Origin of the sequence: Pseudomonas protegens (genome assembly GCF_003363755.1) — a bacterium.
GTDB lineage: Bacteria > Pseudomonadota > Gammaproteobacteria > Pseudomonadales > Pseudomonadaceae > Aquipseudomonas > Aquipseudomonas danubii.
Map to the genome: position 1 here is coordinate 4,097,843 of NZ_CP031396.1, position 23,216 is coordinate 4,121,058.

15 protein-coding genes are annotated in these 23,216 nt (G+C 63.2%); 5 read left to right on the forward strand and 10 right to left on the reverse strand.

Annotated elements, in window-relative coordinates; all coding sequences use genetic code 11:
- Positions 1-267: 267 nt before the first annotated feature.
- From DWF74_RS18525 to DWF74_RS18550, 6 genes are all read right to left on the reverse strand, one after another.
- Positions 268-762, reverse strand: coding sequence for a DUF2165 family protein (locus DWF74_RS18525; RefSeq protein ID WP_102862848.1), 495 nt, complete (start codon positions 760-762; stop codon positions 268-270).
- A gap of 121 nt (positions 763-883) precedes the next feature.
- A complete protein-coding gene (locus DWF74_RS18530; protein ID WP_102862849.1) occupies positions 884-2,155 on the reverse strand; it encodes an O-acetylhomoserine aminocarboxypropyltransferase/cysteine synthase family protein in 1,272 nt (423 codons plus the stop codon).
- Between the two features lie 221 nt (positions 2,156-2,376).
- The gene (locus tag DWF74_RS18535) at positions 2,377-3,801 is read right to left on the reverse strand and encodes a glycerol kinase (RefSeq protein ID WP_115581459.1); all 1,425 of its coding nucleotides are present in this window, start codon (positions 3,799-3,801) and stop codon (positions 2,377-2,379) included.
- 27 nt (positions 3,802-3,828) lie between these two features.
- Positions 3,829-5,061, reverse strand: coding sequence for an NAD(P)/FAD-dependent oxidoreductase (locus DWF74_RS18540; protein WP_115581460.1), 1,233 nt, complete (start codon positions 5,059-5,061; stop codon positions 3,829-3,831).
- Positions 5,048-6,454: an NAD(P)/FAD-dependent oxidoreductase gene (locus DWF74_RS18545; RefSeq protein WP_115581461.1), complete on the reverse strand. Its 1,407-nt coding sequence runs from the start codon at positions 6,452-6,454 to the stop codon at positions 5,048-5,050. Before DWF74_RS18545 ends, DWF74_RS18540 begins: the two co-directional genes overlap by 14 nt.
- Before the next feature lie 157 nt (positions 6,455-6,611).
- Positions 6,612-7,376: a DeoR/GlpR family DNA-binding transcription regulator gene (locus tag DWF74_RS18550; RefSeq protein WP_102862853.1), complete on the reverse strand. Its 765-nt coding sequence runs from the start codon at positions 7,374-7,376 to the stop codon at positions 6,612-6,614.
- Positions 7,377-7,756: 380 nt separating this feature from the next.
- Between DWF74_RS18550 and eutH the strand changes: the two genes are divergently transcribed.
- The 3 genes from eutH to DWF74_RS18565 all read left to right on the forward strand — a co-directional run bounded on the left by eutH (position 7,757) and on the right by DWF74_RS18565 (position 10,325).
- Entirely contained in the window at positions 7,757-8,992 is a 1,236-nt protein-coding gene (gene eutH, locus DWF74_RS18555) for an ethanolamine utilization protein EutH (protein WP_102862854.1), read from the forward strand.
- A gap of 36 nt (positions 8,993-9,028) precedes the next feature.
- Positions 9,029-9,385 carry a DUF1937 family protein gene (locus tag DWF74_RS18560; RefSeq protein ID WP_102862855.1) on the forward strand — a complete coding sequence of 119 codons (357 nt, stop codon included), beginning with the start codon at positions 9,029-9,031 and terminating at the stop codon, positions 9,383-9,385.
- A gap of 103 nt (positions 9,386-9,488) precedes the next feature.
- On the forward strand, positions 9,489-10,325 hold the full coding sequence (locus DWF74_RS18565; protein WP_102862856.1) for a 23S rRNA (adenine(2030)-N(6))-methyltransferase RlmJ: 837 nt from the start codon (positions 9,489-9,491) through the stop codon (positions 10,323-10,325).
- 78 nt (positions 10,326-10,403) lie between these two features.
- Here the strand turns inward: DWF74_RS18565 and msrA are convergent, their stop codons facing one another.
- The 4 genes from msrA to aceE all read right to left on the reverse strand — a co-directional run bounded on the left by msrA (position 10,404) and on the right by aceE (position 18,725).
- A complete protein-coding gene (gene msrA / locus DWF74_RS18570) occupies positions 10,404-11,054 on the reverse strand; it encodes a peptide-methionine (S)-S-oxide reductase MsrA (protein WP_060837213.1) in 651 nt (216 codons plus the stop codon).
- Positions 11,055-11,127: 73 nt separating this feature from the next.
- The gene (locus DWF74_RS18575) at positions 11,128-13,821 is read right to left on the reverse strand and encodes a sensor domain-containing phosphodiesterase (RefSeq protein ID WP_102862857.1); all 2,694 of its coding nucleotides are present in this window, start codon (positions 13,819-13,821) and stop codon (positions 11,128-11,130) included.
- 312 nt (positions 13,822-14,133) lie between these two features.
- Positions 14,134-16,068, reverse strand: a complete 1,935-nt coding sequence (gene aceF, locus DWF74_RS18580; RefSeq protein WP_115581462.1) for a dihydrolipoyllysine-residue acetyltransferase — start codon at positions 16,066-16,068, stop codon at positions 14,134-14,136.
- A gap of 11 nt (positions 16,069-16,079) precedes the next feature.
- Positions 16,080-18,725, reverse strand: a complete 2,646-nt coding sequence (gene aceE, locus DWF74_RS18585; protein WP_102862859.1) for a pyruvate dehydrogenase (acetyl-transferring), homodimeric type — start codon at positions 18,723-18,725, stop codon at positions 16,080-16,082.
- Between the two features lie 383 nt (positions 18,726-19,108).
- On the opposite strand from aceE, the gene glnE reads away from it, so the two are divergent.
- Positions 19,109-22,048 carry a bifunctional [glutamate--ammonia ligase]-adenylyl-L-tyrosine phosphorylase/[glutamate--ammonia-ligase] adenylyltransferase gene (gene glnE / locus DWF74_RS18590; protein ID WP_115581463.1) on the forward strand — a complete coding sequence of 980 codons (2,940 nt, stop codon included), beginning with the start codon at positions 19,109-19,111 and terminating at the stop codon, positions 22,046-22,048.
- Between the two features lie 133 nt (positions 22,049-22,181).
- A complete protein-coding gene (gene waaF / locus DWF74_RS18595; protein ID WP_115581464.1) occupies positions 22,182-23,216 on the forward strand; it encodes a lipopolysaccharide heptosyltransferase II in 1,035 nt (344 codons plus the stop codon).

Genomic DNA, 23,216 nt, shown 5'->3' on the forward strand with positions numbered 1-23,216 from the left:
CGAACCAGATGGGCAGCATTCCGGCGCAGCGTTGGCGGCGCTCTGAAGAACGCCAAGGGCTCGTCTGGCAATCGCCAGGCAAGGCCTTGCAGGCCTTTGCGCAGCCTCGCCATGGCTCGGCAGCGGCTACAGACCAATGCCGGTCCGGGAGTGGTGTAGCCGCTGCCGCAGGCTGCGAACGGCCCGTAGGGCCGCGGCGCTCTCAAGGCCGATGAGCTCCGACGGGGGATCGCCAGGCAAGGCCTTGCAGGCTCGGCAGCGGTAGGGTCAGTGCAGTTCTGCGTCCGGCTGGTTGAGGAAGATCAACACGCCAAGGATCGCCATGTAGAACTTGAAGGCCGCGTCCTGGCCATTCCAGGTCTGGGATTGCCACATCATGAACCACTCGCCACCCACCACCATGAAGCCGAAGAACCAGACGCAGAAGCCCAGGCAGAAGCCGGCAATGGCCCAGCCTTTGCGCCGGTTGAAGTAGCTGGCGACACCGTGTCGCGCCAGCCACAGGCGCAAGGCGCCAACGGCCAGCAATACCCCGGTCAGGGCCTCGCCGGTAATGATCAGCCAGTAGCCGACATTCCACAGCAGAGGCAGGGTCAGGGCGCGGTCGGTGGCGGTGTTGCCGGGGAAGACGCTGTCCATGCTCAGTACGTGCTGGACAAAGGCGAAGTTGGAGTCGTAGTCGCTGATGTTGTTGTAAGCCACCAGCAAGGCGAACGCCGCCACTGCCAGGGTCATGGTGATTTTTACGTAACGCACAATCATGTTGGGTTCCTTTGAGGGTGAGTAATGATCCTGGGGGCTGGTTGGGGGTGGATGCGTCGGTGCCAACGCGCTGGGGGGATTTGGGGGGATGGCCCTGGCGTCTGCTGCCAGGGCCGATGAATCAGGCTTGTTTCAGCGCCTGGTCAAGGTCCTCGAGCAGGTCCTCGATGGCCTCGATGCCGACCGAAAGGCGGATCATCTCCGGCTTGACGCCGGCCTTGGCCTGCTCTTGTTCGTTCATTTGCCGGTGGGTGGTGGACGCCGGGTGGCAGGCCAGGGACTTGGCGTCGCCGATGTTTACCAGGCGCTTGAAGATCTGCAGGGCGTCGTAGAAGCGCACGCCTGCGGCATAGCCGCCTTTTAGGCCGAAGGACAGGATCGCCGACGGCTTGCCCTGCATGTACTTGCGCGCCAGTTCATGGTGCGGGTGATCGGCCAGGCCGGCGTAGCTGACCCAGGCCACCAGCGGGTGGTCCTTGAGGAACTGCGCGACCCGGATCGCGTTGTCGGTGTGGCGCTCCATGCGCAGGGCCAGGGTTTCCAGGCCTTGCAGCAGGAGGAAGGCGTTCATCGGCGCCAGCGCCGCGCCGGTGTTGCGCAGTGGTACGGTGCGGGCCCGGGCGATAAAGGCAGCCGGGCCGAACTTTTCGGTGTAGACCACGCCGTGGTAGGCCGGCTCCGGGGTGTTGAGGCTGGCGAACTTCTGCGGATGCTCGGCCCAGGGGAAGTTGCCGCTGTCGACGATCACCCCGCCCAGGGAGTTGCCGTGGCCGCCGACGTACTTGGTCACCGAGTGCACCACGATGTCGGCGCCGAACTGGATCGGCTTGCACAGGATTGGCGTGGCCACGGTGTTGTCCACCATCAGCGGTACGTTGCGGGCGTGGGCGGCCTGGGCCAGGCCCTCGATGTCGACGATGTTGCCCGCCGGGTTGCCGATGCTTTCGCAGTACACCAGCTTGGTCTTGTCGTCGATCAGCTCGGCGATGGCCTCTGGCGAATCGTCCCGGGCGAAGCGCACTTCGACCCCGAAGCTGGGCAGCAGGTGGGCGAACAGGGTGTAGGTACCGCCGTACAGCTGGGGTGTGGAGACAATATTGTCCCCGGCCTGGGTCAGCGTCTGGATCGCGTAGTGGATCGCCGCGCTGCCAGCCGCCACCGCCAGCCCGGCGATCCCGCCTTCCAGGGCGGCCATGCGCTGTTCCAGCACATCGTTGGTGGGGTTCATGATGCGGGTGTAAATGTTGCCGGGCACATCCAGGTTGAACAGGTCCGCCCCGTGCTGGGCGTTGTCGAATTCGAAGGCGACGTTCTGGTAGATGGGCACGGCCACGGCCTTGGTGGTCGGGTCCGACTTGAATCCATGGTGCAGCGCAATCGTTGCGTCTTTCATAAATCCTCGACTCAGTAGCAATCCGTTTTATGAGCACAGCCAGGCAGGTCGTGTGCCCGCGCAGCAGTCAGTGGTCCCGTGTGTCTGAGTCGCCAGCAACCGCTTGAGGTGCCCGCCGCTTGGCCGCGAGCGGGCGCGTCAGTGTCCAATAGGCGCGGCGGATGGGCAAGGGGGCGCTGGCTTGCCGGGAGCGGGGCGGCCGTCCTTGGCCAATGGCGGTTTCAGCGCGGCTGGGACCAGCCCTGGGAGCGGCTGACGGCGGCGCTGAAGGTGCGGCGCCAGGCTTCGGCCGTGGTCCGGTCGACACGGGGCTGATAGTGGGTGCGGGTGTTGTCCAACTCCGGCAGCTCCAGGCCCAGGCCACGGGCAGCCAGGGCGGCGCAGCCCAGGGCAGTGAGTTCGTCGAAACGCTGGGTGACGATGGTGCGTTGCAGGATATCGGCAAGGAACTGGGCGAAATACGGGCTGCGGGCCAGCCCGCCGTCGATCGACAGCTGGTCGGTGACACGCAGGTGATCGTCCATCGCGGTGATCACTTCGGCGCTGCGCAGGGCCACGCCTTCCAGCACCGCCTGGCACAGGTCCTGGCGGCTGGTGGCGGCGTTCATGCCGATCCACACCGCTCCGGCGCTGCGGTCCCAGTGCGGGCAGGCCAGCCCCGACAACGCCGGGACAAAGGCCAGTTCGCGGGAAATGGCCGGTGGCTGATCGAAGGCCGCCAGCTCCGAGAAGTCGCTGAACAGGCCCAGCCGCCCGGCCCACTCCACCGCGGCGCTGGCGTCGTACACGCCACCGTCCATGGCATACACCGGCTTGCCATCGACCTGCCAGGCAATGGTGGCCAGCAGGCCTTTCTCCGGTGCGCGGATGATCTGATCGCCGGTGACGGTCAGGGCGAAGGCGCCGGTGCCGAAGGTGATCTTGGCGTCCCCCGGCTGCCGGCAGCCGTGGCCGTAGAGCGAGGCTTGCTGGTCCACCACTGAGGCGCTGATGGGCGTCTGGCCGATACGCCCGAAGTCGCCGACCGTGGCGCGGATCGGTGGCAGGGCCTCTAGCGGGACGCCGAACAGTGCACACAACTGCGGGTCCCACTGGCCGGTGGCGAGGTTCATCAGCGAGGTGCGCGACGCGGTGGTGATGTCGGTGGCATAGACCCCGGCCAGGCGGTCGAGGAAGTAGGCATCGGTGGTGCCCAGGCGCAGGCGGCCGGCACTCAGGGCCGCTTGTGCCGCCGGCAGGTTCTCCACGATCCAGGCCAGCTTGCTGGCGGAAAAATAGGCGTCCAGAGGCAATCCGGCCCGCTCCAGGGTCAGGGCTTCGGCTCCGTTGGCCCGCAGTTCCTCGATACGTGCGGCGCTGCGGTTGTCCTGCCAGACGATTACCGGAGACAGCGGTGCGCCACTGATGGCGTCCCAGGCCAGGCAGCTTTCGCCCTGATTGGCCAAGCCGATGGCGTCGACCCGGCCGGTGGCTTCCAGGCAGCGTTGCAGGTTGGCCAGCAGTTCCAGCGGGTCGTGCTCGACCCAGCCCGGACGAGGGTGATGCTGCTGGTGGCGCAGCGCCAGTTGGATGTCGGCACGGCCTTGCATGTCCACAACCAGTACGCGGGTGCTGGTGGTGCCCTGGTCAAGTGCGGCTATTCGCATGGTCTTTTCTCTTGTTGTGGGACGGGCCTAGTCGATGCAGATGTCCAGTTGGTCAAGGTGTTCCGGCAGTTGCAGCTCCTTGAGGGGAATCAGCAGGCGCCGTTCCGGCAGTGCCGAGACCGGGCGGCTCCAGAGGTCCAGGCCCTGGGCGCGGACCCGCAAGGTGCCGCTGACCGCTCGGCTGACCCGCAGTTGGATGTGCTGCAGGCCCGCCAGCTCGCCGCGCACCAGCCGGCCCGGTACGCCGAGCTTGATTGGGGCTGCGTACTTCAGGGTCAGCGCGTCATGGGGAGCGGGTAGCTGGTTGCACAGGGCCAGTGCCATCAGGCTGCCGATACGCCGCCCTTCACGGTAGGACCAGCCGGCGGTCTCGATCGGTCGCAGCAGGTTGCCGGCGGCGAAGTAGGCCGGGTCCGAGCAGCGCCCGTACTGGTCGATCTTCGGCCCGTTGCTACCGCTGTCCAGCTGCAGGTGGCTCTGGCGCACCAGGCTCGACTCCGGGGTGAACTGGCCCGTGAGCAACACGCCGTCGCAGGCAATCTCGCGCACCTGACCGTCGCCCAGGCGCACCTGGGCCGATTCCACCCGGCCGGTGCCGTTGATCGCCAGCAATTGCGCGCCGAAATGCATGGGAATGCCCAGCAAGCGTGGAAACAGCGACAGCGGCCAGCGTGCGGTTGCCCGGTTGTTGGCTTCGAGCACCGCTACCGGGCGGATTCCTGCGCGCCGGCAACTGAGCACGGCGGACAGGCTGACCAGCTCGGTGCCGACGATCAGCGGCCGCTCAAAGGGCTTGAGGTGCTGCATATAGAGGAAGTTCTGCAAGGCTCCGGTGTTGATCACGCCCACCGGGCGGTCGCCGGACAGCAGGCGTGCCGAGCGCGGGGTTTCCCGGGCGCCGGTGGCGATCAGGACCTTTTTTGCCTGGATCTGTCGCGGCCCGTCGGTGCTCGCCAGGCGCAGCAGGCCGCCGGGTTCCAGGCTGACTACCGTGTGGCGCAGCAGCAGGATCACGCCGGCTTTCAGCGCGGCTTCGACGTTGCGCCGGGCATAGGCCGGGCCGCTGAGAATGCGTTGATACTCGCGCATGCCGAAGGGCGGGTGAGCGCAGTGCCGGGGAATGCCGCCAGCTTCGCTTTCACGCTCGATGACAATCACCGGGCCGATGCCCTGGCGCCGCAGTTCAATGGCGGCCGCGAGGCCCGCCGGGCCGCTGCCGATAATGGCTGCTTCGGCCTGAAGGAGTTCAGTGCTGTTCATGGCAACGACCTGTGGCAAGTGGGACGGCCAGTTGACTGGCACTGAGTTCGGCGACTTGGGCCGAGCAATAGAAACCCTGGCAGCGCCCCATGCAGGCACGGGTGCGACGCTTGAGCCCACCCAGATCGCCGGGGGGCAGGGGGCTGTGCAGGGCGGTCTCGATTTCGCGACGGGTCACCAGTTCGCAATGGCAGACGATTTCGCCATAGCCGGGGCGTTGCCAGTCCCGGGGCAAGTGCTCCGCGAGGTTGGGCATCTGCGGCCAGACCGGCTCGCGCACCGGGTGATGCTGGCGACGCTGGCTGTACAGGCTGTAGACGTGCCGGGCAATGCCCAGGGCGGCAGTGAGCCCGGTGGAGCGGATGCCGCCGACGGTGATCCAGTGCCGGGAGTGATCGGCCTGGATCCGGTACTCCTTCTTGTCGCTGGCCGGGCGCAGCCCCGCGTAGGTCGCGGTGACCGGCATTCCGGCGAGGCCGGGAATCCGCTCCACGGCAGCGTCGATCAGGCTTTGCAGGGTCGGGCCGTCGAGCCCGGCATGCACCCGGTCCTCCTGTTCTTCGGCGGTGGGGCCCACCAGCAGGTTGCCGTAGACGGTGCGGGTCAGGACGATGCCTTTGGTGCGTTCGTTGGGCACCGGCAGGACGATGCGCTCCAGCAGTTTGGCCGCGGCCTTGTCGAAGACCACGAACTGGCCCTTGCGCGGCATGATGCGAAATTCGCTGCGGCCCAGCAGGTTGTGCTCCAGGGTGTCACCGAACAGCCCCGCGCAGTTGATCACCTGGGCGCTGCGCAAGGTGCCCTGGTTGGTATGCAGGGTCCAGGCATCACCATCGAATTGGCCTTGCTGCACCTCGCACCGCAGCTGCACCCGGGCGCCATGGGCCATGGCCTGCTGCAGGTAACCCAGGGGCGCTGACCAGGGGTCGATCAGGTGTTCGTCGGGCACCAGCACCGCGCCCACCGCGTGATTGGCCAGATGGGGTTCCAGGGCGAGGATCTCGCTGCGTTCCAGCAGGCGCACGTTATTGACCCCATTGGCCTGGGCCTGGTCGAGAATCCCTGGCAGGCGGGCCTGGTCCTCGGCGTTCCAGGCCACCACCAGGGCGCCACTCTTGAGCAGCGGCAAGTTCATGGCCGAGTGAATCTCCAGGTATTCCTGGTACCCGGCCTGCATGCACTGCAGCTCCAGGCTGCCGCTGGGGGCATCGAAGCCGGTGTGCAGGATGGCGCTGTTGGCCTTGCTGGCGCCGGAAAGAATGTCGCTGCCCTTTTCCAGCAGCACCACCCGTGCACCCTCCAGGGCAAAGCGCCTGGCCATGGCGCAACCGACGACGCCGCCACCGACGATGGCCACGTCGAAAGTCACACTGTTCGGATAAAGCTCGGTCATATGAATGCCTGTTTCCTGCGGTAACACCAAGGTCGTGTGCAGGAATCAAAGCATATTGTGGGCCATTATTGTTGTTTTTATTTCTTATTCGGTCATATATCGGTCAGTTATGTGTGGGTTTAAGGCGCTGGGCGACCGCCTGCCACACCGGGCGGGCTCAAGCCTGCGCCACCAGATGCACCTCCACACCGGCTTTTTCCAGCGCTGCCTGTAGTGCTGGTCCGGGCTGGCGATCAATCACCAGGCGGTCGATGCGCTCCAGTGGAAATACCTTGAACAGGCCACGGCGTTCCAGCTTCGAGGAGTCGGCGATTACGGTCAGCTGGCGGGCCTGGGCAATCATGGCGCGAGCGACTTCGGCCTCTTCGATGGAGAAGTCCATGGCGCCGTCTTCATTCAGTGCGCCGATGGTGATCACCGCGTGTTCGGCGTTGAAGCGGGTGATCTGCTCCAGGGCCAGGGTGCCGACGTTCTGCGTCGAGTCGGGGCGGTATTCGCCGCCGATCATGAACACCCGGTTGCCGGATTCGCCCAGGCAGCCGGCGATTGGCAGGGAGTTGGTGATGACCGTCAGGCGCGTGAGCTGGGCCAGTTCCCGGGCGAAGAACAGGGTGGTGGTCCCGGTATCGATAAAGATGCTGTCCCCGGCGCAGAACAGGCCGGCGGCGTAGCGGGCAATGGCGCGCTTCTCCTGGGCGTGTTCGTTCATGCGGGTCTGGAAGGTGTTTTCGTGTTCACCGGTAGGCGGCAGGGCCGCGCCGCCGTGGAACTTGGTAACCAGGCCGTTTTCCGCCAGTTCGCTGAGGTCGCGGCGAATGGTTTCCTGGGAAGTGGCGGTAATGCGGGCCAGTTCCTCCACGGAAATTCGCTCCCGCTGGCGCAGGAGTTCGAGAATCTGCTGTCGTCGTTCGTTGGGGCGCATGGGGCTTTCCGTTAGTGGTACTTCGCCACACAAATGGGCAGTTTTTGTTACTTACGCACACATTTTGCACATTTGCATGCATATTCGGTCAGGTTCGATGGCGAAGTTAAGCATTTAACTGCAGGTTTCACAATCGTGACCGGTCACCCGCTTAGCCAGGCCAGATCAGCACATGAAGACTATGGTGACAGATATTATGACCGATAATTGAGTGTTTGTAGGTAAAAGCCACAACTAATACACATTGTGGCATAGGAAATGCCCTGTGTTTGCACACCGGGTCATCGCCCGCCTTGGCGAAGAGATGACCAGCGCTGGCCTCAACAAAAACCTCCCCGGTGGGGGAAACCTATAAATGACGCGCAGAGAGATGAACCCACATGGCTGAATTTGGAAACTACGTCATTTACCTGATCATGCTCGGCGCCGTGGTCGGCGCCCTGTCATCCATCATCAAGCCCGACAGTGGCCTGGGTAAGGAGTTCGTCAACGGTATCCACTCCATTGGTCCGGTCTTTCTGGCCCAGGCCGGGATCATGGTGGCGATTCCCTACCTGTCCCAGGGCATCTCCCATGCGCTGGGGCCGTTTTTCAATGCCCTGGGTTCGGATGTGTCGATCGCGGCGTTGTCGATCATCGCCGTGGACATGGGCGGCTATCAGCTGGCCAATGCCCTGACCGCCAATCGCGACCTGTGGATCACCGCGATGCTGGTGGGCTACACCTCGGGGGCGACCATCGTCTACCTGATCCCGGTGGGCCTGACCATGCTTGAGCGCAAGGACCACAAGTACCTGGCCCTGGGCGCCATGGCCGGGCTGATCAGCATTCCCTTCGCCGTGCTGATGTCGTTGCTGATCATCACCGCTACCCAGTTGCCGGTGCGCGATATCGTCTCCACCAACTCCGAGGCGCTGTACTACCTGTCCCTGGGGTTTGTCGACATGCTCAAGCTGCTGGCGCCGCTGTTCGTGTTCTGCTTCCTGCTGGCGGCGGGACTGCGTTACCGGCCGCGCATGATGGTTGGCGGCTTCCTGGTGTTCGGCAAGATCATGGACGCGGCGATCAAGCTGATCCTGGCCCTGAGCATCGTCGAGCACTTCACCAAGTTCTTCAGCATCAACTTCGGCGGCTGGGGCTTCGACCCGATGTTCGCCGATGAAAAGGAGCTGTTCCGGGCCATCGAGATCGCCGGTTACATCGGCATCATGCTCGCCGGCACTTTCCCCATCTGCTACCTGTTCCAGCGCTACTGCAAAAAGCCCATGGAGCTGCTGGGACGCCAGTTGAACCTGTCCAGCACCGGTGCTGCGGGCTTTGTCATGGTGTTCGCCAACATCATCGCCACCTACCACTTGTTCAAGCACATGACCGCTCGCGACAAAGTGCTGTGCGTGGCCCTGGGGGTCTGTGCCCAGGCGCTGATCGGCGATCACCTGGCGTTCACCGCGAACTTCCAGCCGAGCCTGATCCTGCCTGTGCTCATCGGCAAACTGTTCGGCGGCTTGCTGGCGGTGGCGATTGCCATCCGTATCTCGGTGCCGGCCGCCCAGCGTTATGAGCTGCAAGAGCAGGAACAGGCCGCGGCCTTTGCCCTGCAACCTGCGCGGACCTGAGGGTCCGCTCCACCTATCCCTGAAGTCGAGGTAACGATGCGCAAGATTTTCCTGGCCTGTCCCTACAGCCACTCCGACGCTGAGGTCATCAATGAGCGTTTTCTTCAGTGCAATCGCGTTGCGGCGCAGATACTCGAGGCCGGGCACGCCGTGTTCAGCCAGGTGAGCATGTCCCATCCGATCAACCTGTGCCTGGCCGGCAAGGACAACGCTGCCATCGGCAGGCTCTGGGCACCGGTGGATGCGTTGTACATGGCGATGATGGAAGAGTTGATCGTGCTCGACCTGCCGGGCTGGAAGGACAGCGGCGGGATCAAGCGCGAGATCGAGGTCTTCGAATCGTCCGGGCGGCGGGTCAGCCTGTGGTCCGAGGTCCGCCACGAATTTGCCTGAGTCCCGGGCCGTACCCATTGTCGCCTGCGCCGGGTACGGCCGCCGTTCGAACTGACGACAGCCTGCGCACAAGGTAAACTTGCCCGCCTGCGCAGGAGCAACCATGAACTATCGTCACGCCTTCCACGCCGGCAATCACGCCGACGTCTTCAAACACCTGACCTTGACCCGCCTCATCGCCCTGATGTCGCGCAAGGAGCAGCCGTTCGCCTACCTCGACAGCCACGCCGGCATCGGTCTGTATGACCTCAAGGGCGACCAGGCAAACCGTACCGGCGAGTATTTGGAAGGCATCGCCCGCTTGTGGGGCGAACAGGATCTTCCGGCGCTGACCGCCGACTACATGCAGGTGCTGCACAAGATGAACCCCGATGGCGAGTTGCGTTACTACCCGGGGTCACCGGAATTGGCGCGACGCCTGACCCGTTCCCAGGACCGGGTGCTGCTCAACGAAAAGCACCCGGAAGACGGCCTGCTGCTCAAGGACAACATGAAGGGTGATCGTCGGGTGGCGGTGCACCTGGGGGAAGGCTGGCATGTGGCCCGGGCGTTGCTGCCGGTGGCTGAAAAACGTGCGGTGATGCTGATCGACCCGCCTTTCGAGCAGCTCGACGAGATGCAGCGCTGTGCTGCGTCGTTGAAGGAGGCCATTGGCCGCATGCGTCAGACCGTGGCGGCCATCTGGTACCCGGTCAAGGACCAGCGGGCCCTGCGGCGCTTCTACCAGGACCTGGCCGGCACCGGTGCGCCGAAGTTGCTGCGGGTGGAGTTGCTGGTGCATCCGCTGGATACGCCCAACAGCCTCAACGGTTCAGGCTTGGCGATTGCCAATCCGCCTTGGGGGCTGGAGGAGGAGTTGCGCGAGCTGCTGCCGTGGCTGTCGAAGAAGCTTGGCCAGACCCAGGGCGGCTGGCAGATGGACTGGTTGATCGCCGAGTAACAGCGCTAAATTTCAAGCCTCAAGCCTCAAGCTGAAAACACAGCGTCTGGAGCTTGAGGCTTGCAGCTTGTAGCTGCTTCAGATTGGGCAAGTCACTCCGGTGCCGCCGATCCCGCAGTAGCCTTCAGGGTTCTTCGCCAGGTACTGCTGGTGGTAAGCCTCGGCGAAGTACACAGTCGGCGCTTCTTCGATTTCCGTGGTGATGGTGCCCAGGCCGGCCTTGGTCAGTTCCGCCTGGAACACATCCCTGCTGTGCAGCGCCTGCTCCAGCTGGGCCGGATTGGTGGTGTAGATCACCGAGCGGTACTGGGTGCCGATGTCATTGCCCTGGCGCATGCCCTGGGTCGGGTTGTGCAGTTCCCAGAACATCGCCAGCAGTTCTTTGTAGCTGACCTTGGCCTTGTCATACACCACCAGCACCACTTCGGTGTGGCCGGTTAAGCCCGAGCAGACTTCTTCATATGTCGGGTTCGGTGTGAAGCCGCCGGCGTAACCGACCACGGTGCTGACCACGCCCTCGCGCTGCCAGAAGCGACGTTCGGCGCCCCAGAAACAGCCCAGGCCGAAGATCGCGAAGTCGACGTCCTGGAAGAACGGACCCAGCAGCGGGGTGTCTTCGAAGACAAAGTGCTTTTCAGGCAGTGTCATCGGGGTTTCGCGGCCAGGCAGAGCTTGTTCTTTGGTAGGTAGCACGTTTTTTTTCACCAGAATTTCCGAGCGCAGAACCATGATCAGTCCTCTCAGTCAGGGTGGGATCGAGTAATTAATCAGACACGCAGTTTGCCCGAGTGTTACAGCGCTGTCAGGCAATTGGACCGCGGGGATAGCGCTTGAGCTTGGCGATCAGTTCGGTGCCGGGGATCGGTCGGTCGAACAAGTAGCCCTGGCCGACGTCGCAGCGATGACGGCGCAGGAACGCCAGTTGCTCGGCGGTTTCGATGCCTTCGGCGACCACCTTGATCTTCAGGTTGTGGGCCATGGCGATCACCGCCGAGGTGATTTCCATGTCGTCCTGGTTGTCGGGGATCTCGTGGATGAAGCTGCGATCGATCTTGATGATATCGATGGGGAATTTCTTCAGGTAGCTCAGGGACGAATAGCCGGTGCCGAAGTCGTCCATGGCCAGGGTCAGGCCAAGTTTTTTCAGCTGTTCTAGCTGTTGGTGAGTGTCGTCGGTGGCTTCCAGCAGCAAGCCCTCTGTCAACTCAAGTTCCAGCAGCGAGGAGGGCAGTTGTTCTTCCTTGAGGATGCTGGCGATGGACGCAACCAGGTCCGGGTCGGAGAACTGCTTGGGCGACAGGTTGATGGCTACGTGCAGGTTGCCCAGGCCGGCGGCGGTCAGTTGCTTGCTCATGCGGCAGGCCTGGCGGGCGATCCACTTGCCGATGGGGATGATCAGGCCGGTTTCTTCCGCCACGCTGATGAACTGGTCCGGGCGGATCATGCCCTTTTCCGGGTGGTTCCAGCGCAGCAGCGCTTCCATGCCCAGCAGGCGGCCGCTGCGCAGGCACAGCTTGGGCTGATAGAACACGTCCAGCTCGTTCTGGGTCAGGGCCCGGCGCAGGTTGTTTTCGACGAACAGCTTGTAGCTGGCTTCGGCGTTGAGGGCTTCGGTGAAGACCTGCACCTGGTGCTTGCCGTTGGCCTTGGCCTTGTGCAGCGCCAGGCCGGCGTTGCGCATCAGGGTCTGCGGGTCGCGGCCATGCAGTGGCGCGCTGGCCAGCCCTACGGAGCCGGTGACGCTGATCAGCTGGTTGTCGACGAACATCGGCTTGTCCAGGGTCATCAGCAGTTGGCTGGCGATCTGTTGCCCGGTTTCCAGGTCGGTGTTGTCCAGCAGTACGGCGAATTCGTTACTGGCAAAACGCGCCAGGCTGCCGCTGGGGCTCAGGCTGTTGCGCAGGCGTCGGGCCAGGCTGATCAGCAGCTTGTCGCCGGTCTGGTGGCCGAGGCTGTCGTTGATCCGCTTGAAGTTGTCGATGTCTACCAGCAGCAGGCTGATCGGGGTATCGCTGTCTCGGGCGAAGCGTTCATCCAGGTTGCGGATGAACGCGGGGCGGTTGCCCAGGTTGGTCAGGTTGTCGGTGTAGGCCAGGCGCTCGATGCGTTGCTGGGCGAGCTTGGTCTGGGTGATGTCTTCGTAGATGCCGATGTAGTGGGTCAGCTCACGATTGTCGCCGTAGACCTTGGAGATCGACAGCTGGCCCCAGTAGGGCTCGAGGTTCTTGCGTCGGCTCTTGAACTCGCCTTGCCAGCTGTTGCTCTTGGCCAGGCTGGAAGGGGCGTCGAACAACAGTTCGCTGAGGTTTTCCAGGGCCGGCAGTTCGGACAGGCGGTGACCGTGCACCTCTTCGGTGCTGTATTGGGTGATCGCGGTAAAGCTTGGGTTGACGTACTCCACCACGCCGTCGCAGTTGACCAGCAGGAAAGCGTTGGCGCTCTGTTCCACGGCGCGCTGGAACAGGTGCAGGGCGCTGGTGGCGGCGCGTCGGTTGTGATTGTTGATGACTTGGGCGAACTGGTCTGCCAGCTCGCCAGCAAAGGCGATCTCGTCGGACTGCCAGGCTCGGGTCATGCCGGTCTGTTCCAGGCACAGCACGCCGACTACCTGGCCGTCGATGCGGATACTGGCGTCGAGCATGGCATTCACATCCCGTGGCCGCAGGCTTTCGGCCATCTCTCGGGTGCGCGGGTCGCGCATGGCGTTCTGGGCGTCGATGGCGCGGCAGCTGTGCAGGGCTTCCAGGTAATCGGGAAAGCTGCTGGCGTCGATGGACTCCGGCATGCGGTATTCCTGGGGGCCGCGGTGGTAGGCGGCAATCGGCACCAGTCGCTGGTCTTCCAGGTTCCAGATGCTGGCGCAGTCGATCTGGTAGATGTCGCAGGCACTGCGGGTGATCAGCTCGGCAGCTTCCTTCAGGGAGTTGCTGGTGCTGTAGCGCTGGCGGGTCAGGAGCAGGATCAGGTCCTGCTGCGCACGTACCCGTTCCAGATGCTGCAGCTGTTCCTGCTGGGCCCGCTGGTTGAGTTCCAGGGCGATCTGCAGGCGGGTGTTTTGGGTTTCCAGATCCACGGTGGGCATTGGCGAGGCATCGCTGAACAGCCCTTCGACCACCAGCAGGTAGCCGCGCAGCAAGTGCCGGTTGTGTTGTTTGTAGGCTTCCCCCAGCTCCAGGATGCTCAAGGGGCCTTGGCCGGTGTGCAAGGTGTAGCGGATCAGGTAATGGGGGCTGTTACTCAGTTGCTGCTGGATGGCGTCGTGCAACTGATAACGCGCCTCAGGCTCCATCAGGCTGGCATAGGGGGAACCGACCAGAGCGCAGAGTTCGACGGCGGGCAGGCCGAACTGACGTTCGCAGTTGGGATCGAGAAACAGCAGCGCCCAGCTCGCTTCATTCAGCCGTTCGAAACGCAACATGCCGAGCCGCGAGGGCACAGGCAACTGCGTCACTACCTCGGCCGCCATACGGCTGGCGGCATCGGGTTGGCTTTTCATGGGGAAACTCGCTTCGAAATTGCTGATCGCGCCGGGCTCGCGCCCTCTTTACTGTTGCCTGCGGCAAGGTTGCATCATGCGGCATCGACTGACAAGTAAGATGAAGGCTAAGTGCTATAAACCTGTATCGGCAGGCAGAAGGATTTCTGCAAAGTAACTTTTTTGCGGTTTGGGCTCGAGCAATGACGGGCAATTGGCGACGTTTTTCCGGCAAAAAAAAGCCCCGCCAAATTGACGGGGTTGAGGTACGAGCGTGGCGCTCGGAAAACGTGCGGTACCGGCCCACCCATGACGGGAAGGCCGGTTCGCGAGTTACAGCAGGATGGTGCGGATGTCGGCCAGCAGGTCGCTCAGACGCTTGGTGAAGCGTGCGGCGGCCGCGCCGTTGATCACACGGTGATCGTAGGACAGGGACAGTGGCAGCATCAGCTTCGGCTGGAAGGCCTTGCCGTCCCAGACGGGCTGGATGGTGGCCTTGGAAACACCGAGGATCGCCACTTCCGGCGCGTTGACGATCGGCGTGAAGCCGGTGCCGCCAATGTGCCCGAGGCTGGAGATGGTGAAGCAGGCGCCTTGCATCTCGTCTGCAGAGAGCTTCTTGGTCCGGGCTTTTTCCGCCAGGGAAGCCGCCTCGGCCGCCAGTTGCAGCAGGCTCTTCTGGTCGACGTTCTTGATCACCGGTACCAGCAGGCCATCCGGGGTGTCCACGGCGAAGCCGATGTTCACGTACTTCTTGCGGATGATCGCCTTGCCGCTTGGTGCCAGGGAACTGTTGAAGTCCGGCAGTTCCTTGAGCAGGTGCGCACAGGACTTGAGCAGCAGCGGCAGGATGGTCAGCTTGACGCCGGCCTTCTCGGCCACGGCTTTCTGTGCAACGCGGAACGCTTCCAGCTCGGTGATATCGGCCGAGTCGAACTGCGTCACGTGCGGCACGTTCAGCCAGCTGCGGTGCAGGTTGGCGGCGCCGGCCTGCATCAGGCGGGTCATCGGCACTTCTTCGATTTCACCGAAGCGGCTGAAGTCCACGACCGGGATTGGCGGGATGCCCGCGCCACCGGTTGCGCCGGCAGCCGGTGCTTCCTTGGCCTTCTGCATCATCGCCTTGACGTAGACCTGCACGTCTTCCTTGAGGATGCGGCCGTGCGGACCGCTGGCGCTCACGGCGCTCAGCTCGACACCGAATTCGCGGGCCAGTTGGCGTACAGCCGGGCCAGCGTGAACTTTCGCGCCTGGTTTGGCCGGTGCGGCAACTGGAGCGGCAGCGGCAGGCGCGGCGGCGGCAGGAGCAGCTTCAGCTTTCGCCGTGGCAGGGGCCGCGGCAGGTGCCGGAGCGGCTGCCGGGGCTGCGCCCTTGACCTTGAGCTTGAGGATCAGATCACCGGTACCGACTTCGTCGTCCAGCTTGATCGACACGCTTTCCACGATGCCGGCGGCTGGCGATGGGATTTCCATGCTGGCCTTGTCGGATTCGAGGGTGATCAGCGACTGGTCGGCAACCACGCTGTCGCCGGCCTTGACCAGCACTTCGATGATCTTGGCCTTGCCGGCCGAGCCGATGTCCGGAACGTGAATGTCCTGGACGCTGTCGGCCACTGGCGCAGCTGCAGCAGCGGCTGGTGCAGGCGCGGCGGCAGCCGGAGCGGCGGCTTGGGCTGGTGCGGCAGTGGCAGGAGCCGCAGCACCGGCCACTTTCAGGGCCAGGATCAGGTCGCCAGTGCCCACTTCATCGTTGAGCTTGACGCTGATGCTCTCGACCACGCCGGCAGCCGGCGACGGGATTTCCATGCTGGCCTTGTCGGATTCGAGGGTGATCAGCGACTGATCGGCCTCGACGGTGTCGCCGACCTTGACCTGGATCTCGATGATCTGGGCCTTGCCCGACGAGCCGATATCCGGCACGTGCACCTGCTGTACCGAGGCAGCGGCAGGAGCGGCAGTTGCAGCGGCAGCAGCTGGCGCTGCGGCCGGCTGTGCAGGTGCAGCGGCTGCAGGCGCAGGGGCCGCAGCAGCGGCGCCCTCGACTTCCAGTTCCAGCAGTTCGTCGCCTTCTTTCAGGCGGTCGCCCAGCTTCACTTTCAGGCTTTTGACCACGCCGGCCTTCGGCGCAGGGATTTCCATGCTGGCCTTGTCCGACTCGAGGGTCAGGATGCTCTGGTCGGCTTCGATGCGATCGCCGACCTTGACCATCAGTTCGATTACTTCACCTTCACCGCTGCCGATGTCAGGTACGCGAATGAGTTCGCTCACAGAAAGTCTCCTCAGCAGTCCAGTGGGTTGCGTTTTTCCGGGTCGATACCGAACTTGGTGATGGCTTCAGCCACGACCTTGGGTTCGATGTCGCCACGGTCAGCCAAGGCTTCCAGGGCTGCCAACACCACGAAGTGACGGTCTACTTCGAAGAAGTGACGCAGTTTCTTGCGGCTGTCGCTGCGGCCGAAACCGTCGGTGCCCAGGACTTTGAATTCCTTGGACGGCACCCACTGGCGGATCTGTTCGGCAAACAGCTTCATGTAGTCGGTAGAGGCGATGACCGGACCCTTACGGCCACTCAGGCACTCTTCCACGTAGCTCAGCTTCGGCTTCTGGCCAGGGTGCAGACGGTTGCTGCGCTCTACGGCCAGGCCATCGCGACGCAGTTCGTTGAAGCTGGTCACGCTCCACACGTCGGCGGCGACGTTGAACTCGTCACGCAGGATCTTCGCCGCTTCGCGGACTTCGCGCAGGATGGTGCCGGAGCCCATCAGCTGTACGTGGTGCGCGGCTTCGCGGGTGTCTTCTTCCAGCAGGTACATGCCCTTGATGATGCCTTCTTCGACACCTTCAGGCATGGCTGGCTGCTGGTAGGACTCGTTCATCACGGTGATGTAGTAGAAGACGTCCTGTTGCTCTTCGGTCATCTTCTTCATGCCGTCCTGGATGATCACCGCCAGCTCGTAGCCGTAGGTTGGATCAAAGGTGCGGCAGTTCGGGATGGTCCCGGCCAGCATGTGGCTGTGACCGTCTTCGTGCTGCAGGCCTTCACCGTTGAGGGTGGTACGGCCGGCGGTACCGCCGATCAGGAAGCCGCGGGTGCGGCTGTCGCCGGCAGCCCAGGCCAGGTCGCCAATACGCTGGAAGCCGAACATCGAATAGAAGATGTAGAACGGTAGCATCGGCTGGTTGTGGCTGGAGTACGAAGTACCGGCCGCGATGAAGGAGCTCATGGCGCCCGCTTCGTTGATGCCTTCTTCGAGGATCTGGCCCTTCTTGTCTTCGCGGTAGAACATCACCTGGTCTTTATCGACTGGCTCGTAGAGCTGGCCGACGGAGGAGTAGATGCCCAACTGGCGGAACATGCCTTCCATACCGAAGGTACGGGCTTCGTCCGGGATGATCGGCACGATGCGCTGGCCGATTTCCTTGTCCTTGACCAACTGCGCGAGGATCCGCACGAAGGCCATGGTGGTGGAGATTTCGCGATCGCCGGAACCGTCGAGGATGGCCTTGAGGGTATCCAGTGGCGGAGTCGGGATGCTGAAGCTCTTGGCGCGACGCTGAGGCACGAAACCGCCCAGCGCAGCACGACGCTCGCTCAGGTAACGGGCTTCGGCGCTGCCTTCTTCAGGCTTGAAGAACGGCAGGTTTTCGATGTCGTCGTCTTTCACCGGAATGTCGAAACGGTCGCGGAACAGCTTCAGGCTGTCGACGTCGACTTTCTTGGTGTTGTGCGCGGTGTTCTTCGCTTCGCCGGCGCCGGTGCCATAACCCTTGATGGTCTTGGCCAGGATGACGGTCGGCTGCTCTTTGTGGTTGACCGCCTCGTGGTAGGCCGCATAGACCTTGTACGGGTCGTGGCCGCCACGGTTGAGTTTCCAGATCTCGTCGTCGGACAGATCGGCAACCATCGCCTTGAGTTCAGGGGTGTTGAAGAAGTGCTCACGGACGAACGCGCCGTCCTTGGCCTTGTAGTTCTGGTACTCGCCGTCGATGACTTCGTCCATGCGACGTTGCAGGATGCCGTCGACGTCCTTGGCCAGCAGTGGGTCCCAGAAACGGCCCCAGACCACCTTGTTGACGTTCCATTGGGCACCACGGAACACGCCTTCGAGTTCCTGGATGATCTTGCCGTTGCCGCGAACCGGGCCGTCGAGGCGCTGCAGGTTGCAGTTGATGACGAAGATCAGGTTGTCCAGCTTCTCGCGGCCGGCCAGGGAGATCGCGCCCAGGGATTCCGGCTCGTCGCACTCGCCGTCGCCCATGAAGCACCAGACTTTCTGCTTGCCGGCCGGGATGAAGCCGCGGGCTTCCAGGTACTTCATGAAGCGTGCCTGGTAGATCGCCTGGATCGGACCCAGCCCCATGGAAACGGTGGGGAACTGCCAGAAATCAGGCATCAGCCAAGGGTGTGGATAGGACGACAGGCCGTTGCCATCCACTTCCTGGCGGAAGTTGTTCATTTGCTCTTCGGTGATGCGGCCTTCCATGAACGCACGGGCGTAGACGCCTGGCGATGCGTGACCCTGGAAGTAGATCAGGTCGCCGCCGTGTTCGTCGGTCGGGGCCTGGAAGAAGTAGTTGAAGCCGATGTCATACAGGGTGGCGCTGGAGGCGAAGCTGGAGATGTGACCGCCCAGGTCAGAATCTTTCAGGTTCGTACGCATGACCATGGCCAACGCGTTCCAACGTACCAGCGAGCGAATGCGGCGTTCCATGAACAGGTCGCCAGGCATGCGTGCTTCGTGGGTGACGGGAATCGTGTTGCGGTATGGCGTGGTGATGGCGTAGGGCAGTTGCGAGCCGCTGCGGGTCGCGAGTTCGCCCATACGGGTCATCAGATAGTGAGCACGGTCTTCGCCTTCTTTGTCGAGAACCGATTCCAGGGCGTCCAGCCATTCCTGGGTTTCGACGGGATCGAGGTCTTGCATGGCTTGCTCCAGGGCGGAAAGGCTTCCAGAATCGGTTGCCTGAGTTTGCGACTGGCCTTGTGGGCAGACGATTATAAATTCTTGGATTGCCGGAGGTTGATCCGGCGGCGTGTAGTTTTACTACAAATCGTCGGCCATTTCAGCCTTTCGAATGTATATACGAGTAGTAAAACTACAGAAGAGCTGCTTATGGCCTCCTGCTGCGTTGTGAGAATAATCGTTACTGTTGGTCGCTGACTAACGGGAATAGGTAATAAATTAATGCCGGCTGCTAAAAAAAACCTATTTTCAGCTATTTCTAACTTTTGTTCGACAGTCCATCAGACTGCTTGCCCTCGATATTCCTCTCCGCCTGCCTTTTCCACGCCGATCAAGGATAGCCCATGAGTCTGCCCGCGCTTGCCCCAGTCCCCGCGATTCTCCTGCCATTGGTCAGCCGTGCAGAGCAGTCGTTCCGCGCTGCGGTGGCGACCCTTGAAGGCGGTCCCGATGTTGCGGATTGGAGCACCGAGCGCTGGGCCGAGTTTGCCCGGGTCAGTGCCGCCAGTGACTTCGTCATTGAACAGAGTCTGCGTGACCCTTTGATGTTGCTGGAGCTGGTGCGCTCCGGTGAGTTGGACCGGGCTTTTGCGCCGGGTGAGTTGTGCGCGCAGATTGCGGCGGCGGTGCAAGCGGCCGAGACCGATGATCAACTGGGCCGCGTACTGCGCCGCCAGCGCACCCGCCAGCAGGTGCGGATCATCTGGCGCGACCTGACCCGCCAGGCGAATCTGGTGCAAACCTGCCGTGACCTTTCCGACCTGGCCGACGCCTGCATCGACCAGGCCTATCAATGGCTGTATCTGCGACATACCCAGCAATTTGGCGTGCCTACCGGCGGCCGCAGCGGCGAGCCGCAGCAGATGGTCATCCTCGGCATGGGCAAGCTGGGAGCGGTGGAGCTCAACCTGTCGTCGGACATCGACCTGATCTTCGCGTACCCCGAAGGCGGCGAGACGGTGGGGGTCAAGCGTGCCCTGGATAACCAGGAGTTCTTCATCCGTCTGGGGCAGCGCCTGATCAAGGCCCTGGACCCCATGACCGTCGACGGTTTCGTGTTCCGGGTCGACATGCGCCTGCGGCCTTACGGCTCAGCCGGTGCCCTGGTGCTGAGTTTCAATGCCCTGGAGCAGTACTACCAGGACCAGGGGCGCGACTGGGAACGCTACGCCATGATCAAGGCCCGGGTGGTGGCCGGGGATCAGGTGGCCGGGGCGCAATTGCTGGAGATGCTGCGGCCCTTCGTTTATCGCCGGTACCTGGACTTCTCCGCCATCGAGGCGCTGCGCACCATGAAGCAATTGATCCAGCAGGAGGTGCGGCGCAAGGGCATGGCCGACAATATCAAGCTGGGTTCGGGGGGCATTCGCGAGGTGGAGTTCATCGCCCAGGCCTTCCAGCTGATTCACGGCGGGCGCGACCTGAGCCTGCAGCAGCGTCCTTTATTAAAGGTGCTGGGTACGCTGGAGGGGCAGGGTTATTTGCCGGCTGCAGTGATCAGCGAACTGCGTGAGGGCTACGAGTTCCTGCGTTATACCGAGCACGCGATCCAGGCCATTGCCGATCGGCAGACGCAGATGCTGCCGGACAACCCCCAGGATCAGGCGCGAATCGCCTTCATGCTCGGCTTTGCCGACTGGAGCGCCTTCCATGAGCAACTGATGTATTGGCGTGGGCGGGTGGAGTGGCACTTCCGCCAGGTGATTGCCGATCCTGATGAAGATGAAGGCGCCGAAAGCGAAGTGGTGGTGGGGGGCGAGTGGCTGCCGTTATGGGAGGAAGCCCAGGACGAGGAGGCCGCCTGCCGGCAGTTGCAGGAGGGTGGTTTCGTCGATGCGCCCAAGGCCCTGCGGGCACTCGCCAGCCTGCGCGGTAGTCCGCAATTGCGGGCCATGCAGCGCCTGGGGCGTGAGCGTCTGGATGCCTTTATTCCACGCCTGCTGGCTCAGGCCGTCGAACACGCCAATCCGGATCTGGTCCTGGAGCGGGTCTTGCCGCTGGTCGAGGCGGTGGCGCGGCGTTCGGCCTATCTGGTGTTGCTTACCGAAAACCCGGGCGCCTTGCGCCGCTTGCTGACCCTGTGCGCGGCCAGTCCGTGGATTGCCGAACAAATCACCCGCTTCCCTCTGTTGCTGGACGAATTGCTCAACGAAGGACGCCTGTTCAAGCCGCCCCTGGCGCCGGAGCTGGCGGCTGAGCTGCGCGAGCGCCTGACGCGGATTCCTGAGGACGACCTGGAACAGCAGATGGAGGCCCTGCGCCACTTCAAACTGGCCCACCGTTTGCGGGTGGCCGCCTCGGAGATCGCTGGCAGCCTGCCTTTAATGAAGGTCAGCGATTACCTGACCTGGCTCGCCGAGGCGATTCTGGAGCAGGTGCTGGCCCTGGCCTGGCGCCAGACCGTGGCCAAGTACGGGGCACCACAGCGCACTGACGGCACCTTGTGTGACCCGGGTTTCATTATCGTCGGCTACGGCAAGGTCGGCGGCATCGAGCTGGGCCACGGTTCCGACCTGGATCTGGTCTTTATCCATGATGGCGATCCGCAAGCTGAAACCGATGGGCCCAAACCCATAGACGGTGCACAGTTCTTCACCCGGCTGGGGCAGCGCATCATCCATCTGCTGACCACCCAGACCAACTCCGGCCAGTTGTATGAGGTGGATATGCGCCTGCGGCCGTCCGGTGCTTCGGGGCTGCTGGTGAGTTCCCTGGGGGCTTTTGCCCGCTATCAGGAAAACGAAGCCTGGACCTGGGAGCATCAGGCGCTGGTCCGGGCCCGGGTGCTGGTGGGCAGCCAGGATGTGGGCCAGGCCTTTGAAAAGGTCCGTGCCGCCGTGCTGGGTAAATCCCGCGACCTGCCCAAGTTGCGCCAGGAAGTCAGTGAAATGCGGGCCAAGATGCGTGACAACCTGGGCAGCCGCCTGACCGCCGCCGGAACCGCGGCCAACGCCTTTGAAGCCTCGGCGCCGTTCGACCTCAAGCAGGACGCCGGAGGTATCGTCGATATCGAATTTATGGTGCAATACGCGGCCCTGGCGTGGTCCGAAGAGCACCCGTCATTGCTGCGCTACACCGATAACATCCGCATTCTGGAAGGGCTGGAGCAGGTTGGGCTGATGCCGGCGAGCGATGCCAGCCTGCTGCGCGAGGTCTACAAGGCCTACCGTTCCGCGGCTCACCGGCAGGCGTTGCAGAATGAGGCCGGAATCATTAACGGTGATCAATTCGTGACCGAACGACGGGAAGTGTTACGAATTTGGCGCGAGCTGGGGCTAAGCTAGTCGGCATAATGCAGCCGCAATTGTATTCGGCGAGCTGCGAGGCTCGCCCCAACTGAACCGACGGTGAAGGCCGCGGTGCTGGATTCTCGAGGCGGGGAGGCGTATGCCTCCCCGGCTCGTTTATGGAAACCACATGAATATTCTGATCGTTGGGCCCAGTTGGGTCGGTGACATGGTGATGGCGCAGACACTCTTGGAGTGCCTGAAACAGCGTCATCCACAATGCGAGATCGACGTGCTGGCCCCCGAGTGGAGCCGGCCGATCCTGGAGCGCATGCCCCAGGTGCGTCGGGCCTTGAGCTTTCCTCTTGGCCACGGTGTCCTGGAACTGGCGACCCGCCGGCGGATCGGCAAGTCCCTGGCCGGCCAGTACGATCAGGCGATCCTGCTGCCCAATTCGCTGAAGTCGGCCCTGGTGCCGTTCTTCGCAGGCATCCCCAAGCGCACCGGCTGGCGCGGCGAGTTCCGCTACGGCTTGCTCAATGACGTGCGCAAGCTCGACAAAGAGCGTTACCCGCTGATGATCGAGCGCTTCATGGCTCTGGCCTATGAGCCGGGCGCCGAATTACCCCAGCCGTATCCGCGCCCGAGCCTGCAGATCGATCCGCACAGCCGCGAGGCGGCCCTGGCCAAGTTTGGCCTGAGCCTGGATCGCCCGGTGCTGGCGCTGTGCCCGGGAGCGGAGTTCGGCGAGGCCAAGCGCTGGCCGTCCGAGCATTACGCACAAGTGGCTGAGGCGAAGATCCGCGAGGGCTGGCAGGTCTGGCTGTTCGGTTCGAAGAACGATCATGCCGTGGGTGAAGAGATTCGCGGGCGACTGATTCCCGGCTTGCGCGAGGAGTCGACCAATCTCAGCGGCGAAACCTCCCTGGCCGAGGCCATCGACCTCCTGTCCTGCGCCGATTCGGTGGTGTCCAACGACTCCGGGCTGATGCACGTGGCGGCCGCGCTGAATCGTCCGCTGGTGGCGGTGTACGGCTCCACCTCCCCGGGTTTCACCCCGCCCCTGGCGGATCAGGTCGAAGTGGTGCGCCTGGGGATCGAGTGCAGTCCGTGTTTCGATCGCACTTGTCGCTTCGGTCATTACAACTGCCTGCGCCAACTCCTGCCGCAGCCGGTGAACGAAGCCCTGCAGCGGTTGCAGGGCACTGTGGTAGAGGTCCAGTAA

Excerpts from the sequence above, each read along its gene's own strand:
- DWF74_RS18540 (WP_115581460.1), bottom strand. The coding sequence starts at position 5,061 with ATGAACAGCACTGAACTCCTTCAGGCCGAAGCAGCCATTATCGGCAGC.
- DWF74_RS18535 (WP_115581459.1), bottom strand. The coding sequence starts at position 3,801 with ATGCGAATAGCCGCACTTGACCAGGGCACCACCAGCACCCGCGTACTG.
- glnE (WP_115581463.1), top strand. The coding sequence starts at position 19,109 with ATGAGTCTGCCCGCGCTTGCCCCAGTCCCCGCGATTCTCCTGCCATTG.
- eutH (WP_102862854.1), top strand. The coding sequence starts at position 7,757 with ATGGCTGAATTTGGAAACTACGTCATTTACCTGATCATGCTCGGCGCC.
- DWF74_RS18565 (WP_102862856.1), top strand. The coding sequence starts at position 9,489 with ATGAACTATCGTCACGCCTTCCACGCCGGCAATCACGCCGACGTCTTC.
- DWF74_RS18525 (WP_102862848.1), bottom strand. The coding sequence starts at position 762 with ATGATTGTGCGTTACGTAAAAATCACCATGACCCTGGCAGTGGCGGCG.
- DWF74_RS18545 (WP_115581461.1), bottom strand. The coding sequence starts at position 6,454 with ATGACCGAGCTTTATCCGAACAGTGTGACTTTCGACGTGGCCATCGTC.
- aceE (WP_102862859.1), bottom strand. The coding sequence starts at position 18,725 with ATGCAAGACCTCGATCCCGTCGAAACCCAGGAATGGCTGGACGCCCTG.
- waaF (WP_115581464.1), top strand. The coding sequence starts at position 22,182 with ATGAATATTCTGATCGTTGGGCCCAGTTGGGTCGGTGACATGGTGATG.
- DWF74_RS18560 (WP_102862855.1), top strand. The coding sequence starts at position 9,029 with ATGCGCAAGATTTTCCTGGCCTGTCCCTACAGCCACTCCGACGCTGAG.
- DWF74_RS18550 (WP_102862853.1), bottom strand. The coding sequence starts at position 7,376 with ATGCGCCCCAACGAACGACGACAGCAGATTCTCGAACTCCTGCGCCAG.
- msrA (WP_060837213.1), bottom strand. The coding sequence starts at position 11,054 with ATGGTTCTGCGCTCGGAAATTCTGGTGAAAAAAAACGTGCTACCTACC.
- DWF74_RS18530 (WP_102862849.1), bottom strand. The coding sequence starts at position 2,155 with ATGAAAGACGCAACGATTGCGCTGCACCATGGATTCAAGTCGGACCCG.
- DWF74_RS18575 (WP_102862857.1), bottom strand. The coding sequence starts at position 13,821 with ATGAAAAGCCAACCCGATGCCGCCAGCCGTATGGCGGCCGAGGTAGTG.